Below are 22324 nucleotides of genomic sequence, written 5' to 3'. Positions count from 1 at the left end.
CCGCCCCATGTTCGTGAGGCGTCGGAGGTTTAGCGGATGCCCTGGGCGGACAGCTCAACCACCTGGCCGGCCTTGTCGGCGGTGATCAGGTTCGGACCGGACGGCACGTTACCGCCAGGCACGAGGCCGTAGTCGGCGTTCAGAGCCAGAAAGGCGACGGGCAGGTAGCCCTGGAGGTACTGCTGCTGGTCGATGGCGAAGGCGGCCTTGCCGTCAACGATGTGCTGCAGGAACGGAGCCGAAAGGTCGAACGTCGCGACCATGACCTCACCGGAGCGGCCGATGGCCTCAACAGCGGCAACTGCGGGCTCACCCACGGTAGAGGCGCCGAGGCCCATTACGGTATCAACGTCCGGGTTGGATTCCAGCGCGGCCTTGACCTTTGCTTCCACCTGGGCCGGGTCGTTTTCGGTCGGGACGACCTCAACGGTTCCACCGAAGCCTTCCTCAAATCCGGCGCAGCGCTGGTCGAGGGAGACGTTGCCGACTTCCTGGTTGACGCAGATGGCGTTGGTGCCACCCATTTCAGCCAGTGCCTCACCTGCGGCCAGACCGGCGGTGAACTCGTCCTGTCCGACGTGGAGCAGCGCACCGAGTTCCTTGGATGCGTCCGAACCGGAGTTCATGGAGATCACCGGGATACCGGCGGAAACGGCGCGCTCAATAGCCGGGGCGAGAGCGTCGGCGTCAGGAATGGAGACGACAAGTCCGTCGGGCTCCTGGTTTACGGCCGCGTCGATCAGCTGGCTCATCTGAACCATGTCGAAGGTTTCCGGGGAGCGGTAGTCGACGTTTGCGCCGGTGTGCTCGGCGGCTTTCTCAACGCCGTTTTTGACAACCGACCAGAACGGGTCGTTTGCCTGGCCGTGGGACACGACGATGATGTCGGCGGCGAAGGCCGGAGCGGCGACCGCGATCGTGGCGGCGGTTGCGACGGTGGAAAGTAGTTTCTTCATGTGATCCTCCCATAGGATATCAGTCAGACGGTGGCTTTAAAGGCCACCAGTGGCCGACCCTGGACGGGTCGGAGGTCTTTGCGTTGGCAGGCAATGAGGCGAACCGTCAGCCTGCCATCACAGTATTGCACATTTTCAGTGCAATTTCCGCCCGTTTTCACGGGCAAGTTCAAATTTAGAGGGCGATCTCAACCGGCTGGCCGGTGGATGCGGATTCCGTTGCGGCCTCCGCCAGGGCGAGAGCGGCAATACCGTCTTCGAGCGACACCGGCATGGGTGTTCCGCCGGATACCGCGTCGAGGAATGCCTGCCACTCGATGGCGTAGGCTCGCATGTAGCGTTCAAGGAAGAAAAATTCCGGTTTGGCGGCGGTGACGCCGGCCACGGTGGATTTCGAGACGGTGTTTTCGAGAATGTTGTCGGCGGACAGGAGGCCGTCCGAGCCCAGAAGTTCCACCCGCTGGTCGTAGCCGTAGACGGCACGGCGGCTGTTGCGGATGACGGCAAGGCGGCCATCGGCATAGCGCAGGGTGACGATGGCGGTGTCGACATCACCGGCCGCGCCGATTTCGGGATCAACGATGGAGGTGCCAACCGCCTGAACGCTGACCGGCAGGCTGCCCATGATGAAGTTTGCCATGTCGAAGTCATGGATCATCATGTCGCGGAACAGGCCGCCGGAGACCTTGATGTAGCTGACGGGCGGCGGGGCCGGGTCGAAGGAGGTGACGGACAGCATTTCGCTTTTACCGATCTCTCCAGCCTCGGCCGCGGCTTTGACAGCGGCGAAATTGGGGTCGAAGCGGCGGTTGAAGCCGATCATCACCGGAGCGCCGGTGGGAGCGGATTTTGCGAGGCAGGCCTTTGCGCGCTCAAGCGACAGGTCAACGGGTTTCTCGCAAAGGACGGCCTTGCCGGCGGCGGTTGCGGCCTCGATCAGGTCGGAATGCGTGTCGGTGGACGTTGCCACCAGAACCGCGTCGATGCTGTCATCGGCAAGAATGTCGGCCGTGTCACGTGCGGCGGCGCCATATTTGGCGGCCAGTGTTGCAGCGGCTTCCGTGTTGAAATCTGAAACTGCGGCCAATGTGCTGCCAGCGTTTCCTGCGATGTTTACTGCATGTACCTGACCGATGCGGCCAGCGCCAAGCAAACCCACTCTTAGCATCTGCGTCTCCCCCGATTCGCAATTCTGTTGACGTCTGTATCCTCATTTTTGCTCTCGTGTGCAAGAATTTTTGCACACGAGAGCAAAATTCATTGGAAGTTGGGGTCGTACAGGGTAGAAGGGCTGTGGAGGAGAGGAGCATCACCCATGGCGAGAAGCACCGAACCCGGAGACAGGGGCAATGTCACGGCCGATGAGGTCGCCGCCGTGGCAGGTGTATCGCGCTGGACGGTGAACCGTGCGTTTCGGCCTGATGCCTCAATTTCCAAGCGCAGCCGGGAACGTGTCATGCAGGCGGCGCAGCAGCTGGGTTATGTGCCGGACCTGATGGCGTCGAGCCTGCGTTCGGAGCGCTCGAACCTGGTTGCGGTGCTGGTGGATGATTTTGCCAATCCACATAAGCTTGTGATGATGGAGCGGCTGACGCGTATTTTGCGCAAGGCGGGGTCGGATACGCTTCTGGTCAATATGGTCGACGAGTCCGATGCCTCCGCGGCTTTGCTGAGCGCCAGTCAGAGACGGGTGGATGCGACCATTCTGATCGGCAGCGAGTTTGGCGAGGAGGTCGTGGCGACGGCGCTGGGGGCGCAGAGGGCACGAAAGCTTATTGTGTTCGCGCGGTATTCCGAAAACCCCAACACGATATCGATCTGTTGTGATGACGTGGCCGCAATGACCACGATCACCGACTTCATTATGGACAGGGGCTACCGGAACCCGCTGTTCCTGGCCGGGCCGCAGACGGTTTCGGCGCATCTGCACCGCAAGGAAACCTTTCTGGACCTCTGGTCCGCGAAGTTCGGGAGCAGGCCGGAGAGCACCTGGGTGCGGGCTTACGATCCGCAACTGGCCTACGAGCGGGTGTCGGAGACCCTCGGTGGCCGGAGCCGCGGGGAGCTGCCCGATCTTTTGGTTTGCGAGAACGACGCGCTGGCCGTGGGTGCGATTGACGCCATCCGGTTCAGTCTGGGTCTGAGGGTGCCGGAGGATATTGCGGTGACCGGGTTTGACGATGTGCCCCAGGCGTCCAGCCCGAACTACCGGCTGACCACGTATCGACAGCCGGTGACGGTCATGGCCGAGGCGCTGGCCGCAATTTTGGCGGGGAATGAGCCATCCGGTGATCTGAGCCGGTTTGAGGGTGAGCTGGTGGTGCGCGAGAGCGCATGACCGCGGCTACATCACCGACGTAAATCCTCCATCCGCGAAAATGAGCTGACCAGAGACGTAGTTTGAGGCATCGGAGGCGAGGAAGATCGCGAGGCCCGCGAGTTCCTCGGGTTTTCCCCAGCGGTGGACGGGTGTGCGGGATTTCACCCAGCTGTCGAAGTCCGGATTGGAGGTCAGGGCCTCGTTCATTTCGGTGTCGAAGAAGCCGGGGCCGATGGCGTTGGACTGTATGCCAAGCTCGCTCCATTCGGCGGCCATGGCCTTGGTGAGCATTTTGATGCCGCCCTTGGAGACCGCGTAGGGTGCCACGGTGGCGCGGGCGAGGTCGGAGGTCAGGGAGCCGATATTGATTATCTTGCCATGACCCCGGACGGCCATACGCCGGGCGGCCTCGCGACCGATTACAAAGGCGGCGGTCAGGTTGACGTCGAGAATGCGCTGCCAGTCGGCGGTGTCGAGGTCCAGCATGGGTTTGCGGAACTGGATGCCCGCGTTGTTCACCAGGATGTCGATGGTGGTGCCGCTGGCGTCAAAACCGGCGAAGGCCTCGCGGATGGCGTCCTCGTCCGTCACGTCGAACAGCGCGCCGCGGACGTCGTGGCCGGCGGCGGTCATTTCCTCCACGGCGGCGTTCAGCCGGTCGCCATTGGAGCCGTTGAGGATGACGCGCGCACCACAGGCGGCGAGGCCCTCGGCCATGGCGCGGCCCAGACCACGGGACGAGCCGGTGACGAGGGCGGTGCGGCCGGTGAGGTCAAACAGCTTTAAACTCATGAATTATTCCTTCGATATACGGGACGTGAGATCGCTTCGTTCAAAAAATGCGGGCAGGAGTTCGGTGCCGAGGCCTGGGCCCTCCATGGGGTGGATCCAGCCGTTTTCGATGCGCGGGACCTCGGTGACCAGTTCGCGGTACCAGCCGTTGTAGAAGGCGCGGACGCTTTCCTGAATCAGGGTGTTGGGCTGGCTGAAGGACATGTGCACGGCGGCGGCGAAGCCCACGGGACCAATGCAGTCATGGGGCGCAAAGGGGCGGTGGTGGGTGTCGGCCATGGCGGCGATCTTACGGCCTTCGGTCAGGCCGCCGGTCCAGCAGAGATCAGCCATCACGACATGGGTGGCGTCGCGGTCGAGATACTCCTTGAAGGCAAAGCGTGAGCCCAAAGTCTCGGAGGCGCAGGTCCAGACCGGGGTGGAACGGGCGAATTCGGCGAGCGCCTGCGGGTTGTTCATGCGGATGGGGTCCTCGTACCAGCGCGGGGCGTAGGGCTCCACCGCGCGGGCGATTTCCATGGCCGTGGGCAGGTTCCAGAGCGAGTGCAGCTCCAGCATGATTTCCATCCTGTCGCCCACGGCGCGGCGGATTTTCTCGAAAGGTGCAATGGCCGCCTTCATCTGGTCGGCGGTGATGTACATGCCGCGGTTTTCGATGCCCGCGGGATCGAAGGGCCAGATTTTCATCGCCGTGATGCCGTTGGACAGCAGATCCTCGGCCAGTTCGTCGGCGCGGTTCATAAAGGCGTCGAGATCCTCGTATGGCGAGGCCTCTTCCCCGAAGTTCCAGGTGTCGACGGGTTTGATATTGTTCGTGCGCACGTAGCGGGTGCCGGCGCAGGTGTTGTAGGTGCGGACCCTGTCCCAGCTCTGACCGCCGAGCATGGTGTGGACGGGCTGGCCCGCCACCTTGCCGAAAATGTCCCAGAGCGCGATGTCGATGGCGGAGGCGGCGCGGTACTCGACGCCGGTTGAGGCCTGGGCGTTGGGCAGGCTGACCATTTCGCGGTGAAGCAGTTCGATGTTGAGCGGGTTCTGTCCCAGCAGGCGCGCGGCGAGAGTGTTGTGGATATGCGCCTCGCAGGCCTCGGCGCCGTAGAAGGTCTCACCCAAGCCGGTAATGCCCGCATCCGTTTCCACATGGACCCAGAGGACGTTGGCAAATTCCTCCGCACGGAATGTGCCGATTGCGGTGATTTTCATGGATGTCTCCCCCCGGTGCCCTGACGGCCGGATTTATGTTGTTCGGGTAGAGGTTTATTGCGCCGCCCGGGTGGATTGCAAACCGAAAGGACGGTTTTAGTACGGAGTTTGGTGCGGCGGGCTGGTGCGGGAAATGATCCAGCGCGGGGTCTGTCGCGTATCTCACGCAAGCGACGGTACCGGCTGCACCCGTCCATCACCGCAAAGTGCCGCCCGTCAGGAAGGGAACCATGCTACAGATCTCGATGCTCTACGCCATTACCGCCGGCGTTTTTCTTGCGCTGGATGCGATCGGCATCCGGTATATCGTCAAGCCGGTTTTCGACCGGCACGTGGGGCATCTGCTCGCCGATCCGCTGCGGCTTGGGCCTGCGGCGCTGTTTTATCTCGCGTATGTTGGTGGCGTGTTGTGGTTCGTGTCCTGGCCCGCTCTGCGCGATGGTCTTCCGTTGCAGGCGTTGCTGGGCGGGGCACTGCTGGGGCTGATGTGTTACGGCACCTATGAGATGACGAATTATGCCACGCTGGCCGACTGGTCGCCACAGCAGGTGATTGTCGACAGTATCTGGGGCATGACGCTGACCGGTTTTTCGGCCTGGTTGGGAGTTGCGATCCTGTCGGGCAAAATGGCCTGATCAGCCGATCCGGCGGGTGAGCCGCAGCATCAGCGGATAGGGCAGGATCCGCAGGAACTTCATTGCAAAGGTAAAGCGGCGCGGGAAATGGATTTCGAAGCCGCTTTTTTTGAGGCCGCGGATGAGTGCATCGGCGGCCTCTTCCGGTTCGATCATGGCGGGCATGTCGAAGTCGTTCTGGTCCGTCAGACGGGTCCGGACGAAGCCGGGGCTGACGAGGCGCACGTCAACGCGCGGGGCCAGTTCCACGGCAAGGGACTCTGCGAGGCTGTTCACGCCCGCCTTTGTGGCGGAATAGGGCTGACCGGCGGGGAGACCGACATATCCCGCGACGGAGCCGAACAGCACGAGCTGGCCGCCATCGCGCAGGAGCGGGGGGCAGAGACGGCCGATATCGATCATGCCGAGCAGATTGACCCGGACCATGGCCTCGGCGTCCTCATGGGACAGTTCGCTGACCTTTTTCGGCTTGTAGAGCGCGGCGGTGCAGATGATTTTGTCGAGCGGGCCGTTTTCAGAGATGCGCTCGATCGCATCGCGCAGGCTCTTCTCATCCGCGAGATCCAGTGGAATGACACGGGCGCGGCCACAGTCCTGAGCGACCTCGGCAAGGTCGTCGCTGTTGCGGGCTGACAGGATCAGCTCCGCGCCGGTTTTGGCGTAGGCTCGTGCAACGGCCGCACCGATGCCGGAACTGGACCCGATGATCCAGATGCGTTCAGCCGAATTTTTCATGTGTCAGATCCGGAAAATCGGTTGCAAAAGACGCGGCAGCATGGAGTTGAACCGAAGCGGCGCGTCGGTCGCTGCGAGGCAGATGCAGGGATCGCCCTCACCGGCAATGGGCTGGTGGTCGATCTCCGCATGGGCGGTTTCAACATCGCCGCGGTGAAAGGAGCCGCCGCTGTCGGAGAAGCTGCCCTGAAGGACCAGTGTCAGCTCAAGGCCCTGGTGTCCGTGTTCGGGAACGGCCCGTCCCGGCGGGATGTAAAGCAGACGCAGGGAGCCGGCCTCATCCGACATCAGGATTTGCTGCCGGATGCCGCCGCCGAGCATGCGCCAGCGGGGCGGACCACCGCCAAGCGCTTCCATCACGGCGGAGGGAAAGATGCCGGAGGGTGCGGGCGCGGGTTTGGGCATGGGCCCGTCGAGTGCCGCCATCATGCGGGATTTCGCGTCCCCACTCATGGGCGCACCGCGCTCGTGATCGAGCACTACACCACCCAGCATGTCGATGGCTTCCATACGCGCACGGCAGGTCTCACAGATCGAGAGGTGCGTGGCAACAACCACGGCAAACGGTTCGGGCAGGGTGCCCGCGTGCCACTCGTCGAGCAGATCGTCGGGAATGTGATGGTTAACACCGCTCATGGCGCTATCCTTGCGAGTTCGTGCCGGAGGCGTTCGAGACCAAGGCGAATGCGGGACTTTATCGTGCCCAGTGGCATCCCCGTCATCTCGCTGATCCGGCTGTGTGAGAGTTCTTCAAAATAGGCGGCCCTGAGGGCCTCGGCCTGTTCCGGTGCCAGCCTGCCAAGAGCCTCGGCCAGGTGGCCGGCCTCCTCCTGCATGGCGAGAACCTGTGCCGCGTCGGGCTCCAGGCTTTCGGGCTCATACAGCTCATCGGGCTGTGGCATGGGTTTGCGTCGGGCCAGGTCAATGCGCCGGTTGCGGGCAATGCCGTATATCCAGGCGGACGCGTTGGCGCGATGCGGATCGAACTGTGCGGCCTTGTGCCACACGGAGAACATGACGTCCTGCACCACGTCCTCGGCGCTTCCGTCCCGCAGCCCGCCCGCCAGCATCATCGCCTTGAGACGGGGTGCGAAATGATCGAACAACCGGCCAAATGCCTCCCGGTCCCGGTGATCGCGCACTGCGAGCAGCGCTTCGGTCATGTCAGACACGGAAATATCAGCCTCGCGTTTCAAACCCTTACGCGCACCCGGACGGGGACGGGCCGAGCCGACATTGCGGAGCCTTGTGGGGCATCCGGATGCATCATCCGTGCCAGGTGCGAGAACAGTTTCCATACCGGGATTACGGGACGCAACCCCGACTGGATCACCTGGCGGGAATTTTTTTTGATTGTCGATGCGGGATGGGGCGTGTCCGGTTGCTGAAAAGCTGGCGGCGAAGACGTTGGAAACGCCGATGCAAGCAGTGGTGCACCAGTCATCTTCCCTTTAGCAAACTACTGCCTGCCGGAAGGTTTCGACAGCCGGATCTACACCTATGGACACCGGAATGTTCAGGGGATCGCCTTTCATCCGGAGACCGGGGCAGCGATCGCGGCGGAACATGGCCCGTGGCACTCGGATGAGATCACCATTCTGGAGAATGGCGGCAATGCCGGATGGGATCCGCGGCCGAACATGGCGGGGCGCGGTGACTGTCCCGATGACTATTGCGGCTACAGCCCGAACCAGGAAGAGGGCATGAACCGCTATGAGCGGGCGGCATGGATGCCGATGACCGATTTCGAGACCTATCCGGACGCCATGCCTCCGATCTGGAACAACAATGGCTGGTCGCAGGGTACGTCATCGGCCGCGTTCCTTGAGGGCGAGGCCTGGGGTGACTGGAATGGTGCCATGGTTGTTGGGATTATGGGGATCGGCTTCGGCGGCACGCCCATTGGCCAGCGCATTGATGTCATCGAATTCAATGACGGGAATACGGATGTCGAGGACGTGACGGAGATGACCCTGCCGATGGAGCCGGGCCGGTTCCGCTCCGTGGTCATGGGGCCGGATGGCAGCCTTTACACCTCGATTGACGAGGGCACGATCTACAAACTGACCCCTGGCAGTTGATCGGGGTTTAGGCCGTGCGGTGACTGCGCGGCCCATGTGAACCAGACCGGTGGCCCCATTCAATTGGGGGCGCCGGTCGTTTTGGTTGGGGTCTTTCCTTAAGTTGCGGGAAGATCGAAAAAATGTTTGATCCAAATGGCATCCCGGCGCGTAACCTCTCCTGAATAAACAAGGAGGCGGCATGCCGTTTGATCTGACGAGGGGCGCACCGAAGCGCATTGCCATTGTGGGTGGCGGAATTTCGGGGCTGGCATCGGCCTGGCTGCTTTCAGGCAGCCATCAGGTCACGCTGTTTGAGGCGGAAAAGCGGATTGGTGGCCACGCGCGGACCGTGATGGCGGGGCGCAACGGGGATCTCGCCGTTGATACCGGGTTTATCGTCTTCAACCATGTGAATTACCCGCATCTGACCAGCCTGTTTCGGGATCTGGAGGTGCCGATTGCGAAGAGCGACATGGGATTTGGCGTGTCGCTCGATGGTGGCCGGGTTGAATATGGACTGCGTACGCTCAACACGATCTACGCCCAGCGGCGCAACCTGCTCAGCCCGCGGTTTCACGGGATGATCCGGGACATTCTGAAATTTCATGCCGAGGCGGAGGCCTGCGTGGAGAATGCGCCGGACATGACGATCTCGGGCATGGTTGAGGCGCTTGGGCTCGGCGCGGCGTTTCGGGATGATTACCTGTACCCGTTCTGCTGCGCGATCTGGTCGACGCCAATGGAGGATATCGACCGCTTCCCGGCCCAGGCTCTGGTCAGGTTCATGGGCAACCACGCGCTCCTGTCGAGCCGGGACCAGCATCAGTGGTGGACGGTCGATGGCGGTTCGGTAGCCTATGTCGAGCGGCTGGTGGCGGCGTTGCTGCAGCGGGGTGTGACCCTGCGGGCCGGGTCGCCGGTGCAGGCGGTGACGCGGGACGAGGCGGGTGTGACGGTCCGGAGCCTCGGCGGTGAGCCGGAGGATTTCGATCATGTGATCATGGCGACGCATTCGGATCAGACACTTGGCATGCTCGCGGATGCGGATGAGGCAGAACGGTCGGCCCTGTCTGCCATTCGGTTTCAGCCGAACCGCATTGTCTTGCACCGGGATCCGACGGTGATGCCGAAGCGGCAGTCCTGCTGGAGTTCATGGATTTGTCAGAGCGAGGCGGGTAGTGGTCGCGAAGGCATGAAGGTCAGTTACTGGATGAACCAGTTGCAGAACCTGCCCAAGGATGACCCGTTGTTTGTGACGCTCAACCCCGACCGGGAGTTTGATGAGCGGATGGTTTATGACGAGAACTGGTTCGATCATCCGATGTTCGACCATGCGGCTCTCGAGGCGCAAAAGCGGATTCGGGAGATGCAGGGCAACCGCAACACCTGGTTTGCGGGAGCGTGGCTGCGTAACGGGTTCCATGAGGACGGATTTGCCAGCGCGGTGCGGATCGCGCGCAGGCTTTTGCCGGCAGAGGTGGCGATTTGACACTGGCGGAGCGCCTTGCCGGTGGTGACGTGCTGGCCATGCCATCAATGGTTACCCATGCCCGGCGCGGCAGTGTGCGGCATAACCTTAAGGTCCGGGCGGATTTTGTTCTGTTTGCGCCCGAGACGTTCCGGCCCCCGGCACTCATGTCCCATAACGGGTTCAACCTGACGGCTTGGCATGACGTGGATCATGGCGGCGAGCGCGGTGCGGGTCGTGGCGTGGCCTGGGTGCGGGAACAGATGGATGGCGCGGGCATAGCGACGGACGGGGACCGGGTGGTCGCGCTGCTGACGCAGCCGCGGTTTCTGGGCTACTGGTTCAATCCGGTCAGCTTCTGGATGGTCATTGAGGGCGATGACGTGGTGGCGGTGATTGCGGAGGTCAACAACACGTTCGGTCAGCGGCACAGCTATCTGCTGACGCCCGGTGCGGGGGATGTGATCGGGCCGGATGAGACACTGACGGCACGCAAGGTGTTTCATGTCTCGCCGTTCCAGGATGTCTCCGGCGAGTACCAGTTCAATTTCACGTTCCGCCCGAACCGGATTGCGATTGCCATTCGGCATGTAGATGGCGCGGATGGGGTGAACACCGCGATGGCGGGCGATCTCAAACAACTCGACAACCTGACCATACTGGCGGCGGCGCTGCGGCGGCCGGGTGGTCCGATGCGGGTGATTGCCCAGATTTACTGGCATGCCCTTCAACTTAAACTCAAGGGAGCGCGCTGGCGTGCCCGTCCCGCACTGCCCCATGAGGAGGTAACCCGATGACAGCCGTTTCCCAACAGTTACAGACCCGTTTTCTGGACAGCCTCGCGGGGGTCCGGAACGGATCGCTGCTCGTCAATACGCCTGACGGGGCAACGCACCGGTTTGGGGATGGTGGGCCCGAGGCCGAACTGCACATCCGGGACTGGCGTATGCTGTCGCGGCTGGCGCGACGGGGGAATGTGGGTCTGGGCGAGGGTTGGATCGCCGGGGACTGGCACAGTGACACGCTGGAAAACCTGCTGGTCGTCGCGCTCGACAACCTCGACCGGCTTGGGTCCTGGGCAACGCCTGGGCCGCTGGCGACCCTGCGGATGCGGCTGCATGACGGGCTGTCGCTGAGGCGGAACCACAGGGCCGGTGCGTCGCGCAACATCAAGGCGCATTACGACGTGGGCAACGAGTTTTTCCAGCAGTGGCTCGATCCGGGCATGACATATTCCTCTGCGCTCTTCGATGAGGGCGTTACCGATCTGGGTGCGGCACAGGCGCGCAAGAACCGCCGTATCCTCTCGCGACTTGGTGAGGGGGGGGACATTCTGGAGATAGGCTGCGGCTGGGGCGGTTTTGCGGAACAGGCGGCTGAAACCGGCCGCGACGTGACCGCGATCACCATATCGCCGTCACAGAAGGGCTATGCCGATGCGCGGCTTGACGGGCGCGCGGATGTTCGGCTGCAGGATTACCGGGATGTTCAGGGCAAATACTCCAACATTGTGTCCATCGAGATGATGGAGGCGGTTGGGGAGCGGTACTGGCCGGATTACTTTGAAGCGATCAAGGCGCGGCTGGCCGATGGAGGCCGGGCGGTGTTGCAGGTGATCACGGTGCCGGATGCGGAGTTCTCAGTGTACCGGCAGCAGACGGATTTCATCCGCCGGCATGTGTTCCCGGGTGGGATGCTGCCCTGTATGGCCGGGATCGGTCTTGAGGCCTCGCGGGCGGGCCTGACGGTAAGGGCGACCCATGCGTTTGGGCAGCATTACGCCCGGACGTGCCGGATGTGGTCGGACCGGATGAGCGCGGCGGAGAGCCGGATCCGGCGGCTGGGGTATGATGAGGCGTTTTTGCGTGGCTGGAAGTTCTATCTCGACGGGTGTGCGGCCACGTTTGCGACGAAACGCTGCGACGTGCTTCAGATCGAGCTGGAGCACACGGCCGGAACCTGAACCGGATCAGACGCCATTGGTGAGGTGGGGTTTGCGGACCACGATCTCCGTGCCCCACCGCTCGCATTTTTCCGGCAGTCCCTCGGGAAGCGTGTCGTCCGTGAAGAGCGTGCTGACATTGCGCAGAGAGCAGATGGTGATCGGGGCCTTGCGGCGGAATTTGGAGCTGTCGGCAACGACGAGAACCTGGCGCGAGCGTTCGATGGCGGTTTGGCTGACGAGGATTTCGCGGGCGTCGAAGTCGAGCAGGTCGCCATCGGGATCGAGCGATGAGCAGCCGATAATGGCGAAGTCGAACTTGAACACCTTGACCATATCAGCGGTCAGGTTGCCGACGAGACCACCATCGGTACGGCGCAACTCGCCCCCGGCCACGACGATTTTGCAGTCGTGGTTGGAGGAAAGCGTGTTGGCGATGTTGAGGTTGTTGGTGACCACGAGCAGGTTGCGGTGGGCCACAAGCTCGCGGGCCACGGCCTCGGTGCTGGTGCCGATGTTCATGAAAAGCGATGAGCCGTCGGGAATACGGTCGGCGCAGACGCGGGCGATGGCGCTCTTGTTTTCCTCGTTCAGGAGCCGGCGCTCCTCATAGCCGATATTCGACACGCCCGAGGGCAGGACCGCGCCGCCGTGCACGCGCTCAAGCTTTCCCGCATCGGCCAGTTCGGAGAGGTCTCGGCGTATGGTCTGGACCGTGACGTCAAACTCGCGGGCGAGGGCGTCGACGGTGACCTTCTGGTCGCGCTTGGCAATCTGTAAAATGTCCAGTTGTCGGATGCTTGTGGCCATGTGTTCTCCTGCTCGGAGCCCGAGGATAGGGTCGTTGCCTGGCAGATGGCAAGGGGGAGAGGCAAGCGACGGTCCGGCACGGGGGCATTGGATAAATCAGCTTTGGTGAATATATCAAAGAGAGTCCGGCCGGCCCGTGCCGGATGTTCTCTGCATGGAATGGTGAAATGACGGAACGCAGCGGTTTGAGATATTCGGTGAGCGGACTGTCCTGCGCGTCCTGTGCCGTGCGGCTGGAAAAAGCCCTTGCGGAGGTTCCGGGCGTTCGGTCTGCCCGGGTGAATTTCGCCACTGCGAAGGCGGTTGTGGAGGCCGATGACGCTGTCGGGGATGCGATCCTGAGTGCGGCCGAGCGTGCCGGCTATCCGGTGGAGCCGGCAGAGGAGGCCGGGCGCAGCGTTGGGCAGCGGGAGAACGAGACGCGGGATGCCGGACAACGGGCGCTGGTTGCGGCGGTTCTGGCCGTGCCTCTGGTGGTGCTGGAAATGGGCGGGCATCTGTCCCCCGGGTTTCACCACTGGATCGGTGAGGTCATCGGCCATCAGAACAGCCGGGTCATCCAGTTTGTGCTGACACTGCTGGTGCTGGCGGGGCCGGGGCGGCAGATTTACGCGAAAGGCTATCCGGCGCTGTTCCGGGGTGCGCCGGACATGAACAGTCTGGTGGCGCTTGGTACGACGGCCGCATTTGTGCACTCGGTTCTGGCCACGTTTGCGCCGGGGCTTATGCCACAGTCGGGGCAGGCGGTGTATTTTGAGGCGGCGGCGGTGGTTGTAACGCTGATCCTCGTCGGACGGTATTTTGAGGCGCGGGCGAAGGGGCGCGCGGGTGAGGCGATCACGAAGCTCCTGAGCCTGGCACCGGATACGGCGCAGGTGGTGGAAGGTGACCGGGTCGTGGAGACGCCGGTGGAGCGGATTGTTCCCGGCGACGTTTTGGTGGTGCGTCCGGGGGAGCGCGTCGCGGTGGATGGTGTTGTGGTCTCCGGCGCGAGCCACGTGGACGAGAGCATGATTTCCGGGGAACCGGCCCCCGTCAGGAAGGAAGCCGACGATGCGGTGACGGCCGGGACCGTGAATACGACGGGGAATTTTCGGTATCGGGCGACGCGGGTGGGTGCGGATACGACGCTTGCGGGGATCATTCGCATGGTGGAGAGCGCCCAGGAAACGCGACTGCCCATTCAGGGTGTGGTTGACCGGGTAACGCTTTGGTTCGTGCCGGCCATTCTGGTTCTGGCGCTGGCGACGGTGCTAGGGTGGCTTGCCTTTGGGCCGGACCCGAAGGTGTCTCATGCTTTGACCGCCGGTGTTGCGGTGCTGATCATTGCCTGTCCCTGTGCCATGGGCCTGGCGACGCCAACCTCGATCATGGTGGGGACCGGACGCGCGGCGGGGCTGGGCGTTTTGTTCCGGCAGGGAGATGCGTTGCAATTGCTGCGGGATGTGGACGTAATTGCTTTCGACAAGACCGGGACGATTACGGTTGGCGAACCGATTTTGACCGCGTTCGAGGTGTTTGACGGGTTTGATGAGGGCGAGGTTCTGCGCCTGGCGGCGTCGCTTGAGGGTGCTTCGGAGCATCCGGTGGCCAAAGCGGTGGTGGCGCGGGCGGATGAGGCCGGACTGTCGCTCGGCCAGGTTGCGGAGTTTGCGGCGATACCGGGCCGGGGCATAGCGGGGCGCGTTGAGGACCGGGACGTGGTTATCGGGACGCGGAAGCTGATGGAGGAACGCGGCATCAACGTGGTCGACCGCGCGGGTATACTGATTGCTGTGGACGGACGGGTTGCCGCGAAAATGGAGGTGCGGGATGCCATTCGGGCAACTTCAGCCAGGGCGGTGGCGGATCTGAAAGCACGGGGCCATGAGATTGCGCTGATCACGGGTGACGCGCAGGAGGCTGCGGACGTGATCGCGGCCGAGGCCGGGATTGCGCGGGTGATTGCCGGGGTTGATCCGGTGGGCAAGGTGGCCGCGCTGAACGAATTGCGGGCCGGTGGGCGCAGGGTGGCGTTCGTCGGTGACGGGATCAATGACGCACCGGTGCTGGCCGAGGCGGATGTTGGGATTGCGCTGGGGACCGGGACCGATGTGGCGATTGAGTCGGCGGATGTGGTTTTGATGTCCGGTGATCCGGGTGCGGTGGTGAATGCGGTTGAGGTGTCCGACCGGACCATGCGCAACATTCACCAGAACCTGTTCTGGGCCTTTGCCTATAATGTGGCACTGGTGCCGGTTGCGGCGGGTCTGCTCTATCCGTTTTTTGGGATCCTGCTTTCACCGATGCTGGCCGGGGGTGCGATGGCGCTTTCGAGCCTGTTTGTGGTTGGGAACGCGCTGCGTCTGAGGGGTATTCGGCCCGTGCATGAGGTGTCGAAAGACGCCACGGATGCGGCCGGGGCGGGTTTTGGAATGCGCCAGGCGGCGTGAATGCCGGGATTGCCCGCGCGGATAAACACCGCGCGGACAGGGTAACCGGCGTTTACAGGATAAAATCGTCCGCCGTGTAGTCGGACGCGTCGATGCCGTTGCCGTCCTCAATCACCAGGAAAAACTCACGCCAGTTGTCGCCATCCACGTTGCCCTGAACGCGGGTGTCGCCATTGTAGTTGGACAGCCAGAGCGCACCGGCGCCGAGGGCCACGCCCTGCGCGTAGGAGAGTTCGCCATGAAAGGTGAACGTCTGGTTGCCTGGAAGGCCCGTGTTCGCGTCGATGCCCGAAACATCGATCGTGTCCCCCGGTGCATTGCCCGCGCCATTGAAACCGATGATGTGGTCGTAGGAGAAGGGCTGGCTCTCGTCGGTGTCATTGAAATCGAAGGTATCGTCACCGGGCCCGCCAATCAGATGGTCCGCGCCGTATCCACCAATCAGCCGGTCATGGCCCCAACCGCCCAACAGCGTATCATCACCACTACCGCCGTGGATGTAGTCGTTCCCGGCGTTGCCGTGCATCCAGTCGTCGTCATTGCCGCCATAGATGTCGTCATCGCCCTGGCCGCCGTAGATTGTGTCGTCATCGTTGCCGCCGAGCAGGAAGTCATCGCCACCGGAGCCTGAAATCTCGTCATGTCCGTCGGAGGCATTGATGGTGTTCGCGCCGTTGGTGCCCTGGAGCACGTCGTTTCCGTCGCCGGTCACGAGGTTTTCGAACTCGGTGAAACTTTCTCCGACATAGTTGGTCAAGCCGGTCGCGAGGTTGATCTCGTAGTCAAAGTTCCAGTGCGTGGTGAACAGCGTGTCGATGCCGGTCCCGCCGCGCAGGTCCTCCTGTGTGCCGGTCGCGGCCCAGATCAGGTCGTTGCCGGCATTGCCGTTATACACGCCACGGCCGCTCGAATAGATCAGGTCGTTGCCCTGGCCGCCATAGACGGTGTCGCCGCCGCCCCAGTTGTGGGTGCCGGCGTAGAGGATGTCGTTGCCACTGCCACCCTCGATGTAGTCGTTTCCGCCGCCGCCATCGATGGTGTCATTGCCGCCGTTGCCGGATATGTTGTCGTTGGCAGCACCTGGTGTGCTCCAGAACGGAAACCTGAAGACGCCGGGCGAGACGTATCCGGGCTCAATGCTGTCCGCGCCGTTGGTTCCAGTAAAAAATGCCATTGGGAATATCCTTCCGCTGAAATCCTGATGTGGCATGGGGACGGGTTGATGCCTTTTGGTGTCCGGACCCGGATTGTGGTATAATCCGGGTGAGACGCGGGCCCGGTCCCATGCGCTCACCGCTTCATTGGCCCATCGGAATGGGTGAACCGGTGATGTGGCGCAGAATGACGCAAACGGGCCGTCCCGGGCATCGGGCAGATGCCGTATTTTTCTGGGTCATTTGCAGTATTTGGAGTTCAGGTCATTGATGGAACGGGGGAAAAATCCGGGCGGACCGCCGCCGCGGGAAGAGTTGACGCGCAGGGAAATGCAGATAGCCCGCGCCTATGCCGATGGTGGCAGCTACAGGGCTGTGGCGGAGGTTTTTGGGATTTCTCCTGCCACGGTGCGGACCCATATTGGCACGGTTTACCGGAAACTGGGGGTGGGCTCAAAAATCGAACTGCTCAGGGCGATCGGGCCTTCGGCGCGGGATGGGCGCGACGTGACGGAACATGAAGCCGACAGGCTCAAGCGCGAAAACCGGCAGCTTCGTGAGGAGCGGGAGGCGTTGAGGATGGCCACGGAGATTTTCGCCCGTCGCAGGTCTTAGGATTGCCGCGCCCGGATTTAGGGGCGCGGCATTTGCGTGTCAGATCGCTTCGGTGGAAACCTCACCGGGCATGCGCTGCGGCTTCGATCCGGACTTGCGGCCGAAGAGGCGCATGACGATCACGAAGAACAGCGGCACGAAGAGAACGCCCAGGACAGTCGCGGAGATCGTACCGCCCAGCACGCCCGCTCCGATTGCGTTGCGTCCACCGGCACCGGCGCCGGTACTGAGCACGAGCGGCAGCACGCCGAGAGAGAAAGCCATGGATGTCATGATGATCGGGCGGAATCTCTGACGGGCTGCTTCGCGGGCGGCGTCGAGCAGGGATTCGCCGGACTGAAAGCGCTCGCGGGCAAATTCCACGATCAGGATGGCGTTCTTGCCCGTCAGACCAATCACGGTGAGCAGGCCCACCTGGAAGAACACGCCGTTCTGGAAGCCCCCGAGCCAAGCGCCGACGAGCGCACCAAGCACACCGATGGGCATGGCCAGCATGACTGCAAACGGAATGGTCCAGCTCTCGTAGAGGGCGGCAAGGGAGAGGAACACGGCGGCCAGGGACAGCGCGTAGAGCAGGGGCGCCTGGTTGCCGGATTCGACCTCTTCCAGCGACAGCCCGGTCCATTCAAGCGAGAAACCGGGCGGCAGCTGTTCCGCGAGGCGTTCCATTTCCGCCATGGCCTCACCGGTGGAAACACCCTCAGCGGGCGAGCCCTGGATCTGGAGCGAGGGCACGCCGTTGTAGCGGTAGATGCCCTGCGCGCCCTGCTTCCAGGAGCCGGTGGCAAAGTTGGAGAAGGGCACGAGTTCGCCCGACGCATTGCGCACGCGCCAGCGGTCGAGATCGGTGGGGGCCGTGCGCGAATCCGCCTGGCCCTGGACGTAGACGCGTTTGATCTGCCCACGGTCGACGAAGTCGTTCACATAGGACCCCGCCCAGGCGATGGAGAGAAGTGAGCTTACATCCGTGGCGGAGACACCCATTGCGCCGGCCTTGCGCCAGTCGATGTCGATGTCGTACTGCGCCGCGCTTTCCAGACCGTTGGGACGGGCCGAGGCAATCAGTTCGCTCTGGGCCGCCATGCCGAGCAGCTGGTTGCGGGCCTGGACGAGCTGGTCATTGGTCTGACCAGCGCGGGCCTGGAGGTAGAAGTCGAAGCCCGACACGTTGCCAAGCTCGATCACCGCAGGGGGAACGATGGGGAAGACCATGGCGTCACGTATCTGGCTCAGTGCGCCGAAGGCACGACCGGCAATGGCCTGAGCGCTCTGGTCGGGGCGGGTGCGTTCCTCCCAGTCCTTGAGGCGCACGAAGGCGATACCCATGTTCTGGCCCGCACCCGCGAAGCTGAAGCCGCCAACGCCGAAGACGGAGTCGACATTCTCGCTCTCGTTTTCGAGGAAGTGGGTCTCGACCGCATTCACCACATCCATGGTGCGCTCAATGGTTGAGCCGGTCGGGGTCTGGATGAGGGTGAACATGATGCCCTGGTCCTCATCGGGCAGGAACCCGGTGGGGGTACGAACAAACAAAAGCCCCATGGCCACGGCCATCGCGATGTAGATCACACCCACACGGAACGGCCGCCGCACGATCCATCCCACGCTGCCGGAATAGCCGCCGAGTACCCGGTCGAAGAACCGGTTGAACAGGCCGAACGGGCCCTTGGCTTTGGCGCCGTGGCTTTTTTTCAGGAGCGAGGCGCAGAGCGCGGGGGTGAGCGTCAGGGCCACGACCACCGATAGCGCCATGGCTGACACGATGGTAATGGCGAACTGCTGGTAGATCACGCCGGTTGAGCCGCCGAAAAAGGCCATCGGGACGAACACGGCTGAGAGGACCACGGCGATACCGATGAGGGCGCCGGTGATCTGACCCATGGATTTGCGGGTGGCCTCGCGGGGCTCGAGCCCGTCCTCCTCCATGACGCGTTCCACGTTCTCAACAACCACGATGGCGTCGTCCACGAGCAGACCGATGGCCAATACCATGGCAAGCATGGTCAGGGTGTTGATGGTGAAACCGGCCGCGGCCAGCACGCCGAACGTGCCGAGCAGAACAACGGGAACCGCGAGGGTGGGGATCAGCGTGGCGCGCAGGTTCTGAAGGAACAGGAGCATCACGAGGAACACCAGAACGATGGCCTCGATCAGGGTTTTCACCACCTCCTCAATGGAGATCTCAACGAAGGGTGTAGTGTCATACGGGATCACGTAATCCACGCCTTCGGGGAAGAGCTGCGCGAATTCCTCGACGCGTTCCTTGACCAGTTCGGCGGTCTCAAGAGCGTTGGCTCCGGTGGCGAGGCTGATGGCCATACCGGCGGAGGGAAGCCCGTTGAAGCGGGTCTCGAAATTGTAGGATTCCGCGCCAATTTCGACCTCGGCCACATCGCTGACCAGCACGAGCCCGCCATCGGTTTCAGCGCGCAGAACGATCTGCTCGAAGTCTTCGGGTGTGGAGAGCAGCGACTGTGCGGTTACCGTGGCGGTCAGGGCCTGGCCGTCGACCGTGGGACGGGTTCCGAACGCACCGGCGGAGATCTGGGCGTTTTCCGCGCTGACGGCGGCGACCACATCAGAGGGTGAAAGCTCGTAGGCCGCAAGCTTGGACGGGTCGAGCCAGATGCGCATGGCGTAGGGCGAGCCGAACACCTGGACGTCACCCACACCCTCGATCCGGCTGATGTCATCGACCATGTTGGAGTTCAGGTAGTCCGAGAGGTCAGCCTGATCGTAGCTGCCATCCGGGGAGATCAGCGAGATCACCTGAAGGAAGCCGGACGAGGATTTCTGTACCGTCACGCCCTGTCTCTGCACCGGTTCGGGCAGAAGGGGCGTGGCCTGGGACAGTTTGTTCTGAACCTGGACCTGCGCGATGTCGGGATCCGTGCCGGTCTCAAAGGTCAGCGTGATGTTGGCGGACCCGGACGAGGTGGAAGTCGACGAGAAGTAGCGCAGGCCATCGAGACCGGTGAGCTGCTGCTCGATGATCTGCGTGACGGTGTTCGACACCGTCTGGGCCGATGCACCGGGATAGTTCGCCTGCACTGTGACCGTGGGCGGGGCGATCTGCGGGTACTGGGCAACAGGCAGGCTGAGAACGGACAGCACGCCGATACCCATCAAAATGATGGAGATAACCCAGGCGAAAACCGGGCGGTCAATAAAATAGCGTGACATGTATCAGCCCCTGTCGGCCTGGTTCGGTGTTTCAGCGGCCCCGACAACGGGCGGCTCCATCTCCTCCGGCGCGACGGTTGCGCCGGGTGCTACTTTCTGAAGTCCCTCAACGATGACGCGGTCACCGGCCTCAAGCCCGCTCTGCACGACCCAGTTGGAGCCACGGTCTTGGAGCACGGTCAACTGGCGCAGTTCAACGACATTGTCGTCATTGACCACGAGCGCCGTCGGGTTGCCCCGACGGTCGCGGGAGACGCCCTCCATGGGGGTGAGGAACACATCGTCGATGGTGCCCGTGGGCATTTCGACCTGGACATACATGCCAGGAATGAGAAGCTCTTCAGGGTTGTCGAACTTTAGGCGCAGCACAACGACGCCTGTGGCTTCATTCACATGCGGCTCGGCAGCGGTGAGCATACCAACCTGGTCGTAGTCGGAGCCATCGGCGAGACGCAGGCGCACCTCGTTATCGGTCATGTGGGTTTCGCCGCTTTTCATCCGGCGATGCCAGGCCAGAACCTCGGCCGCCGACTGGGTCACGTCGACATAGACCTCATCTATGGCACGGATGACGGCCATGGGGTCAGCCTGACTTGCGGTGACGAGGGCGCCGGCTGAGACGTCGGAGAAACCGATTTTGCCGGAAAGACGCGCGCGGATGTCGGTACGGTCGAGTTCAAGCTGCGCCGAGTCCAGCTGCGCCTGGGCGAGCGCAAGGGCAGCCTTGGCGGCGTCGCGGGCCGAGATGGCGTTGTCCTCGGTTGCGGCACTGCTGACGCCGCGCTCGGAGAGGGTGCTGACGCGGTCCGCCTCACGCTCGGCGGCGCGGAGCTGCGCCTCGGCCTGGCTGACACTGGCGCGCGCCTGTGCCAGAGCGGCCTCATAGGTGCCACGGTCGACGCGATAGAGGACCTGGCCGGCCTCCACGTCGGAGCCTTCCTCGAAGAGGCGCTCAATAATGATGCCATTGACCTGGGGGCGAACCTCGGCCTCGTCGGAGGGGCGCACACGGCCCGGCAGGATCGAGGTGAGGGTAACGGTTTCGGGCTGAACGGTTTTGACGGTGACTGCCGTGGGCGACGGCCCGTCCTGTGCGGATGCGCCGGTGGTAAGGGAAACTGCTGTAAGGACAGCCGCGATGAAGCCGGTAATCTGACGGGAGACCATAGTGCTGAGTCTTTCGTTTTTGACACGGCTTGCGAACGGAGCCGGACCGATTTAAGAAACTTAAGGGTTTCGTAAATATCAGTTCAGTCCGGATTTCAAGCGGATTGCTGCGACGCAAAAGGAAAAAAAGCGAATTGAGGTCAAAAATCTGCACCAAACGCGAGTCACGGGGCAGGCCGGTGGTGATTCCATCGGAGGAGAGGCGCGACCGGGTCCTGGATGCCCTCGACGCGGTTTACGCAAAACACGGCATGGCCGGTACGACGATGGACGCGATTGCGGCTGAGGCCGGCATGTCGAAGAGCACGCTCTATCGACTGTTTTCGGACCGGGATGCTCTGTTTCGCGCGCATATTGAACGCATACGCTCCAGCCATGTCAGGCCGTTGAAGGTGGAGGACCGGGCGCTTCCGATTGAGGGGCGGTTGCGGAAGCTTCTGACGCCGGACCCGGCAATTCATCATTCGGGCCTGCCGATTGCGGTGCTGCGCCATGTGATCTCGCATGAGGACGGTCAGGCGGAAATCGGGCAGGCCTGCGTGCTCGACATGATCCTTGAGGACCGTGCGCTGATCCGCGAGGTGCTGGATGAGGGCGTGGAGCGGGGCGAGGTGGAGATTTCAGACACCGAAAGTGCGGCGGCTCTGCTGCAGAGCATGATCAAGGTGCCGCTGCTGGAGCTGCTCCTGCGTCCGGGTGTGTTGCCGGATGCCTGTGAAATGCGGGAGCGGTTTGAGCTGGGTCTGGGGGTTTTCCTGACCGGTATCGGTGCGCGGCGGGCGGCTTAGAGGCGCCGCTCAAATTACTGCAAAACGGCGGAACCGCCCCTCATGTAGAATATGAGGGACG

20 protein-coding genes are annotated in these 22324 nt (G+C 62.8%); 9 read left to right on the top strand and 11 right to left on the bottom strand.

The genetic code is table 11. The features are described from left to right. Window positions 1-29: 29 nt before the first annotated feature. Both ACP15P_RS10055 and iolG read right to left on the bottom strand, forming a co-directional pair. Window positions 30-956, bottom strand: coding sequence for a sugar ABC transporter substrate-binding protein (locus ACP15P_RS10055; RefSeq protein WP_424928317.1), 927 nt, complete (start codon window positions 954-956; stop codon window positions 30-32). Window positions 957-1131: 175 nt separating this feature from the next. Next, window positions 1132-2124, bottom strand: coding sequence for an inositol 2-dehydrogenase (iolG, locus tag ACP15P_RS10050; RefSeq protein WP_424928316.1), 993 nt, complete (start codon window positions 2122-2124; stop codon window positions 1132-1134). A 147-nt stretch (window positions 2125-2271) separates the two neighbouring features. On the opposite strand from iolG, the gene ACP15P_RS10045 reads away from it, so the two are divergent. Then, the gene (locus ACP15P_RS10045; protein WP_424928315.1) at window positions 2272-3294 is read left to right on the top strand and encodes a LacI family DNA-binding transcriptional regulator; all 1023 of its coding nucleotides are present in this window, start codon (window positions 2272-2274) and stop codon (window positions 3292-3294) included. Between the two features lie 6 nt (window positions 3295-3300). On the opposite strand, the gene ACP15P_RS10040 is transcribed toward ACP15P_RS10045, so the two are convergent. Beyond that, window positions 3301-4068, bottom strand: a complete 768-nt coding sequence (locus ACP15P_RS10040; RefSeq protein WP_424928314.1) for an SDR family oxidoreductase — start codon at window positions 4066-4068, stop codon at window positions 3301-3303. Between the two features lie 3 nt (window positions 4069-4071). Next, a complete protein-coding gene (locus tag ACP15P_RS10035) occupies window positions 4072-5271 on the bottom strand; it encodes a mandelate racemase/muconate lactonizing enzyme family protein (RefSeq protein ID WP_424928313.1) in 1200 nt (399 codons plus the stop codon). Between the two features lie 230 nt (window positions 5272-5501). Here ACP15P_RS10035 and ACP15P_RS10030 point away from each other — a divergent pair, with 230 nt between their 5' ends. Next, window positions 5502-5906: a DUF2177 family protein gene (locus ACP15P_RS10030; protein WP_424928312.1), complete on the top strand. Its 405-nt coding sequence runs from the start codon at window positions 5502-5504 to the stop codon at window positions 5904-5906. Here the strand turns inward: ACP15P_RS10030 and ACP15P_RS10025 are convergent, their stop codons facing one another. Genes ACP15P_RS10025 through ACP15P_RS10015 form a run of 3 tightly spaced genes read right to left on the bottom strand, consistent with a single transcriptional unit; the run spans window position 5907 to window position 7939 of the window. Further along, on the bottom strand, window positions 5907-6641 hold the full coding sequence (locus tag ACP15P_RS10025) for an SDR family NAD(P)-dependent oxidoreductase (protein WP_424928311.1): 735 nt from the start codon (window positions 6639-6641) through the stop codon (window positions 5907-5909). A 3-nt stretch (window positions 6642-6644) separates the two neighbouring features. Continuing rightward, window positions 6645-7277: a ChrR family anti-sigma-E factor gene (locus tag ACP15P_RS10020; RefSeq protein ID WP_424928310.1), complete on the bottom strand. Its 633-nt coding sequence runs from the start codon at window positions 7275-7277 to the stop codon at window positions 6645-6647. Next, on the bottom strand, window positions 7274-7939 hold the full coding sequence (locus ACP15P_RS10015) for a sigma-70 family RNA polymerase sigma factor (RefSeq protein WP_424928309.1): 666 nt from the start codon (window positions 7937-7939) through the stop codon (window positions 7274-7276). Before ACP15P_RS10015 ends, ACP15P_RS10020 begins: the two co-directional genes overlap by 4 nt. Before the next feature lie 144 nt (window positions 7940-8083). On the opposite strand from ACP15P_RS10015, the gene ACP15P_RS10010 reads away from it, so the two are divergent. The 4 genes from ACP15P_RS10010 (at window position 8084) to ACP15P_RS09995 (ending at window position 12135) form a co-directional block, all read left to right on the top strand. Beyond that, window positions 8084-8722, top strand: coding sequence for a PQQ-dependent sugar dehydrogenase (locus ACP15P_RS10010; protein WP_424928395.1), 639 nt, complete (start codon window positions 8084-8086; stop codon window positions 8720-8722). 181 nt (window positions 8723-8903) lie between these two features. Next, on the top strand, window positions 8904-10193 hold the full coding sequence (locus tag ACP15P_RS10005; RefSeq protein WP_424928308.1) for an NAD(P)/FAD-dependent oxidoreductase: 1290 nt from the start codon (window positions 8904-8906) through the stop codon (window positions 10191-10193). Further along, window positions 10190-10969, top strand: coding sequence for a DUF1365 domain-containing protein (locus ACP15P_RS10000; RefSeq protein ID WP_424928307.1), 780 nt, complete (start codon window positions 10190-10192; stop codon window positions 10967-10969). The genes ACP15P_RS10005 and ACP15P_RS10000 overlap by 4 nt, the downstream gene beginning before the upstream one ends. Continuing rightward, window positions 10966-12135 carry a class I SAM-dependent methyltransferase gene (locus ACP15P_RS09995; RefSeq protein ID WP_424928306.1) on the top strand — a complete coding sequence of 390 codons (1170 nt, stop codon included), beginning with the start codon at window positions 10966-10968 and terminating at the stop codon, window positions 12133-12135. The genes ACP15P_RS10000 and ACP15P_RS09995 overlap by 4 nt, the downstream gene beginning before the upstream one ends. Window positions 12136-12141: 6 nt before the next feature. Here ACP15P_RS09995 and ACP15P_RS09990 read toward each other — a convergent pair whose 3' ends face one another. Then, the gene (locus ACP15P_RS09990; protein WP_424928305.1) at window positions 12142-12924 is read right to left on the bottom strand and encodes a DeoR/GlpR family DNA-binding transcription regulator; all 783 of its coding nucleotides are present in this window, start codon (window positions 12922-12924) and stop codon (window positions 12142-12144) included. Between the two features lie 167 nt (window positions 12925-13091). On the opposite strand from ACP15P_RS09990, the gene ACP15P_RS09985 reads away from it, so the two are divergent. Next, window positions 13092-15356: a heavy metal translocating P-type ATPase gene (locus ACP15P_RS09985; protein WP_424928304.1), complete on the top strand. Its 2265-nt coding sequence runs from the start codon at window positions 13092-13094 to the stop codon at window positions 15354-15356. A gap of 52 nt (window positions 15357-15408) precedes the next feature. Here ACP15P_RS09985 and ACP15P_RS09980 read toward each other — a convergent pair whose 3' ends face one another. Next, window positions 15409-16530 carry a calcium-binding protein gene (locus ACP15P_RS09980; protein ID WP_424928303.1) on the bottom strand — a complete coding sequence of 374 codons (1122 nt, stop codon included), beginning with the start codon at window positions 16528-16530 and terminating at the stop codon, window positions 15409-15411. A 250-nt stretch (window positions 16531-16780) separates the two neighbouring features. On the opposite strand from ACP15P_RS09980, the gene ACP15P_RS09975 reads away from it, so the two are divergent. After that, window positions 16781-17125: a helix-turn-helix domain-containing protein gene (locus ACP15P_RS09975; RefSeq protein WP_424928302.1), complete on the top strand. Its 345-nt coding sequence runs from the start codon at window positions 16781-16783 to the stop codon at window positions 17123-17125. A gap of 39 nt (window positions 17126-17164) precedes the next feature. Here the strand turns inward: ACP15P_RS09975 and ACP15P_RS09970 are convergent, their stop codons facing one another. Both ACP15P_RS09970 and ACP15P_RS09965 read right to left on the bottom strand, forming a co-directional pair. Further along, complete coding sequence (locus ACP15P_RS09970; RefSeq protein ID WP_424928301.1) at window positions 17165-20308, bottom strand: efflux RND transporter permease subunit; 3144 nt, start codon at window positions 20306-20308, stop codon at window positions 17165-17167. A gap of 3 nt (window positions 20309-20311) precedes the next feature. Continuing rightward, window positions 20312-21475, bottom strand: a complete 1164-nt coding sequence (locus ACP15P_RS09965) for an efflux RND transporter periplasmic adaptor subunit (RefSeq protein ID WP_424928300.1) — start codon at window positions 21473-21475, stop codon at window positions 20312-20314. Between the two features lie 179 nt (window positions 21476-21654). Here ACP15P_RS09965 and ACP15P_RS09960 point away from each other — a divergent pair, with 179 nt between their 5' ends. Beyond that, complete coding sequence (locus ACP15P_RS09960) at window positions 21655-22263, top strand: TetR/AcrR family transcriptional regulator (RefSeq protein WP_424928299.1); 609 nt, start codon at window positions 21655-21657, stop codon at window positions 22261-22263. The last annotated feature ends 61 nt before the right edge of the window (window positions 22264-22324 follow it).

The organism is Amaricoccus tamworthensis (assembly GCF_049800875.1).
Lineage (GTDB): Bacteria > Pseudomonadota > Alphaproteobacteria > Rhodobacterales > Rhodobacteraceae > Amaricoccus > Amaricoccus tamworthensis.
Note: the sequence above shows the minus strand (reverse complement) of the source record. Positions and strands in the feature narration are given on the sequence as shown.

Excerpts from the sequence above, each read along its gene's own strand:
- ACP15P_RS09975 (WP_424928302.1), top strand. The coding sequence starts at position 16,781 with ATGGAACGGGGGAAAAATCCGGGCGGACCGCCGCCGCGGGAAGAGTTG.
- ACP15P_RS10030 (WP_424928312.1), top strand. The coding sequence starts at position 5,502 with ATGCTACAGATCTCGATGCTCTACGCCATTACCGCCGGCGTTTTTCTT.
- ACP15P_RS10020 (WP_424928310.1), bottom strand. The coding sequence starts at position 7,277 with ATGAGCGGTGTTAACCATCACATTCCCGACGATCTGCTCGACGAGTGG.
- ACP15P_RS10045 (WP_424928315.1), top strand. The coding sequence starts at position 2,272 with ATGGCGAGAAGCACCGAACCCGGAGACAGGGGCAATGTCACGGCCGAT.
- iolG (WP_424928316.1), bottom strand. The coding sequence starts at position 2,124 with ATGCTAAGAGTGGGTTTGCTTGGCGCTGGCCGCATCGGTCAGGTACAT.
- ACP15P_RS09970 (WP_424928301.1), bottom strand. The coding sequence starts at position 20,308 with ATGTCACGCTATTTTATTGACCGCCCGGTTTTCGCCTGGGTTATCTCC.
- ACP15P_RS10055 (WP_424928317.1), bottom strand. The coding sequence starts at position 956 with ATGAAGAAACTACTTTCCACCGTCGCAACCGCCGCCACGATCGCGGTC.
- ACP15P_RS10015 (WP_424928309.1), bottom strand. The coding sequence starts at position 7,939 with ATGGAAACTGTTCTCGCACCTGGCACGGATGATGCATCCGGATGCCCC.
- ACP15P_RS09995 (WP_424928306.1), top strand. The coding sequence starts at position 10,966 with ATGACAGCCGTTTCCCAACAGTTACAGACCCGTTTTCTGGACAGCCTC.
- ACP15P_RS10040 (WP_424928314.1), bottom strand. The coding sequence starts at position 4,068 with ATGAGTTTAAAGCTGTTTGACCTCACCGGCCGCACCGCCCTCGTCACC.
- ACP15P_RS10025 (WP_424928311.1), bottom strand. The coding sequence starts at position 6,641 with ATGAAAAATTCGGCTGAACGCATCTGGATCATCGGGTCCAGTTCCGGC.
- ACP15P_RS09980 (WP_424928303.1), bottom strand. The coding sequence starts at position 16,530 with ATGGCATTTTTTACTGGAACCAACGGCGCGGACAGCATTGAGCCCGGA.
- ACP15P_RS09965 (WP_424928300.1), bottom strand. The coding sequence starts at position 21,475 with ATGGTCTCCCGTCAGATTACCGGCTTCATCGCGGCTGTCCTTACAGCA.
- ACP15P_RS09990 (WP_424928305.1), bottom strand. The coding sequence starts at position 12,924 with ATGGCCACAAGCATCCGACAACTGGACATTTTACAGATTGCCAAGCGC.
- ACP15P_RS10035 (WP_424928313.1), bottom strand. The coding sequence starts at position 5,271 with ATGAAAATCACCGCAATCGGCACATTCCGTGCGGAGGAATTTGCCAAC.
- ACP15P_RS09985 (WP_424928304.1), top strand. The coding sequence starts at position 13,092 with ATGACGGAACGCAGCGGTTTGAGATATTCGGTGAGCGGACTGTCCTGC.
- ACP15P_RS10005 (WP_424928308.1), top strand. The coding sequence starts at position 8,904 with ATGCCGTTTGATCTGACGAGGGGCGCACCGAAGCGCATTGCCATTGTG.